General features: G+C 58.9%; 5 protein-coding genes. 3 read left to right on the top strand and 2 right to left on the bottom strand.

The features are described from left to right. Nucleotides 1-581: 581 nt before the first annotated feature. The gene (locus AWB67_RS36070) at nucleotides 582-890 is read left to right on the top strand and encodes an immunity protein CdiI family protein (protein WP_087660646.1); all 309 of its coding nucleotides are present in this window, start codon (nucleotides 582-584) and stop codon (nucleotides 888-890) included. 105 nt (nucleotides 891-995) lie between these two features. Here AWB67_RS36070 and AWB67_RS36065 read toward each other — a convergent pair whose 3' ends face one another. Together AWB67_RS36065 and AWB67_RS36060 are read right to left on the bottom strand one after the other, a co-directional pair. Further along, complete coding sequence (locus AWB67_RS36065; RefSeq protein WP_087660645.1) at nucleotides 996-1,286, bottom strand: hypothetical protein; 291 nt, start codon at nucleotides 1,284-1,286, stop codon at nucleotides 996-998. A 286-nt stretch (nucleotides 1,287-1,572) separates the two neighbouring features. After that, entirely contained in the window at nucleotides 1,573-1,857 is a 285-nt protein-coding gene (locus AWB67_RS36060) for a hypothetical protein (RefSeq protein WP_087660644.1), read from the bottom strand. 534 nt (nucleotides 1,858-2,391) lie between these two features. Here AWB67_RS36060 and AWB67_RS36055 point away from each other — a divergent pair. Both AWB67_RS36055 and AWB67_RS36050 read left to right on the top strand, forming a co-directional pair. Continuing rightward, nucleotides 2,392-2,487: a potassium-transporting ATPase subunit F gene (locus tag AWB67_RS36055; protein ID WP_087660643.1), complete on the top strand. Its 96-nt coding sequence runs from the start codon at nucleotides 2,392-2,394 to the stop codon at nucleotides 2,485-2,487. After that, nucleotides 2,484-2,736: potassium-transporting ATPase subunit KdpA (locus AWB67_RS36050; RefSeq protein WP_200822404.1), on the top strand; the 253-nt coding region annotated here is incomplete at its 3' end. The genes AWB67_RS36055 and AWB67_RS36050, both read left to right, overlap by 4 nt.

Genomic DNA, 2,736 nt, shown 5'->3' with positions numbered 1-2,736 from the left:
GAGACAGACTCCTCGCCAATCCCTCCCCAGGAGGTCGCAGCCGCACTGCTGAGTGACACCCCGGCCGAAATCGAGACAGCCGTCCATGCGCTAAGACACGAGCCCGAATTGCACGGAACGCTGGAGAATTGCCGCTCCCATGCACATAGGCTGGTGGCAGAGGTCCGCGCAGGCGGCCATCCTCTCCCGGGCATTGATGAAAAGCTTCGTCTCCTTGAAGACTCCCCTCCTTGACTGCCCTTGTTTCTGGAGGCTTCGCTGAAGCTATTCACCCCGCATCGACGACCGCCGGAAACAGGTCCGAGCGCGGGAAATTTGTGACCTGCCTACCGGGGCGCGTCGGTTGGCCGACCCATCAACCATGCAGCCGCGCATCGAGTTGCTTCAGCGTCTCCACTGCGCTGCCTTCAAAGCCGACGTGGTGCCAAGGGTCAACCTGAAAGTCTCGAGGATTGATGCGAATAAGCCGGCCGCGTGCATTGCGCTCGCTAAACGGTCGCACGGTGGGAAGCGCACGCGTCTGACTAGCCGATGTAGCCCCTGTGTCCAGACATTCGAGAAAGAAATGAGGCCCATGTTCCATGGAAGACACGCCACCGCGCCCGATTTATATCAAGCTGATGGGCGACTACTACAGCACTGGAATCTGGCATGCCAATGGCGTGATGGCCGAGCCCGAGGACTTGCCGGTGTCGCCTGCACTTCACAAACAGCTCGTTGCATGGGCCGCGTCCTACGACTTGAACGAAGACTATTTGGCCGAAGGCATCGAGAGCAAGCTCGGATTTGACCTGCCCGCCAACGGATATCGAATCGCATCCGCCATGCGTGAATCACGCGCCAGCCAGACCTTCACTGAATATTTCAAACTGCTTCCGCTGGGTCTGTGAGGTCGTGTGAATTCCGCGGCTCAAAGTCGGGAAGCAGGGTGGAGCGTGCGCCTGCCGTAAGACGACGGCATCGCGCGGAGAGCTATGCGCGAGGCCACTTGCCTGTCAGTCAGGTTCCGCAATCGGATCGCCAGGCGTGAGCTTGCTCTTTTGCATACCTTTTTGCTTCACCTGCACGTGAATGCCCTGGCTTTGCTCGGCGGTGAAGGGAAGCACAGTCTCGACGCACACGATTTCAAATCGACCGATGTCCATCGCGGGGCGCTTATGCGGAAGTAACAATATTCGTCCGACCTCAATGTCGACGAGCGGAGCACTGACAGAGATGTCGTAGCAGGGCCTGGCGGCGATCATCGAGCCTTCGTTTTCGATGTGGAAATGGTAGTCGTATCGCATCTGGTCTTTCATTTGAAAGGGCAAACGGGCCGCAGGATATTCAACGTCGCGCGTCCACGCGCGAAGTGCGACTCGCGTTCTCGCTGTCAAAGAGCGTACGCCCGTGGCGGCGGGCAATTACGCGTTGCAATCGCGCGCCGATGCTGCGAGGACGCACTCTGGCGATTAGCTCCGTGGAGCACGCGAGCGATGATCGAGCGGACAGCACTACCCATGGCGCGCGTTGCTGGCAATAGCGCCCTGATGCGGCAGGGTCCGGGAAGGGGTGTCTGCCGGTGGGACACTGCTAGAACGCGTTCGCTCTTACCCGGCCGACGGTTGCTTCCGGCAAGCCTGCGGCAAGTGACCCGATGACGTCGGTCAACGCAGAGCGGGTCGTCTCGATCTGGAGTGTGATTGTGGTGCGCGCACGATCGATCTTTACCACGTATATGCGCAATGCAGCCCCCAGCGCGCGACGCAACGCGCGCATGGCGTTCAATGAGGACGTGCCGGGCAGTGTCACAAGGAGTTGCAGCGGTGAAGTTTTATGCTGATTGGGAATTTCGACGCACGTCTCGTCGACCGGCATGGATCGGCTACGACGCAACGAGCGGATTTGCACACTATGGGCCAGGGCCATTTGATGAGAGCGCCGCATTGGGGAGACAAGGCGGCATGCTGTTGAACACACCGACGAGTCTAGGACGTTCAACGTAAAAACGATGAAAAAAGATATCCACACCGCGTAATGCTGACGTAAGTACGAAGCATGGAAGCGCGCTGGTAGGCCAGTGAAGCGCGCCGACAAGACCGCGGCCATTGCGACACGGCTATGCCTCGGCGCCCCTTGCGCCCGCCAGTCAGGGCACACTCCGATTACCTCCCCGATAACACCCATTTCGCCGTAGAAGTTGACCGGCGTTTACACTTTTTTTATACCAAGGGCTCAACTCTTAGCCGGGCTTTTACGGGGATTTGAGTACGCTTCAGTTCGTCCGAATTCGCTACGGGAGCTCACAAGAATGGACTTACTTTACATTGCCGGCATCGCCGTGTTTTTCGGCCTGTGCGTGGCATTGACTGCTGGCTGCGCAAAGCTGCGCCGTGCTCCGGGAGGTCGCCCATGACTTCATGGATGCTGGTGCTTGCTGGTGCCTCGACGCTTCTTTTGTTTGTTTACCTCGTGTACGCACTGCTGCGTGCGGAGGACCTGGAATGAACGCCAATAACCTGTTTCAGACCGGCTTGTTTATCGTCGTATTGATTGCGCTGGCAATCCCGTTAGGCCGCTATATCACGGGCGTAATGGACGGCTCGTCGGTGGTCGTGCGCCGTATTGGCCGACCGATCGAGGCGGTGCTCTACAAGCTCGCGGGTGTCGATCCCGATGTCGAAATGTCGTGGAAGCACTACGCGCTCGCGGTGCTCGCCTTCAGCGCAGTCGGCACGCTTGCGCTCTATGCACTGT

Origin of the sequence: Caballeronia terrestris (assembly GCF_001544515.1) — a bacterium.
Lineage (GTDB): Bacteria > Pseudomonadota > Gammaproteobacteria > Burkholderiales > Burkholderiaceae > Caballeronia > Caballeronia terrestris.
This window is presented reverse-complemented; position numbering and strand designations above follow the sequence as displayed.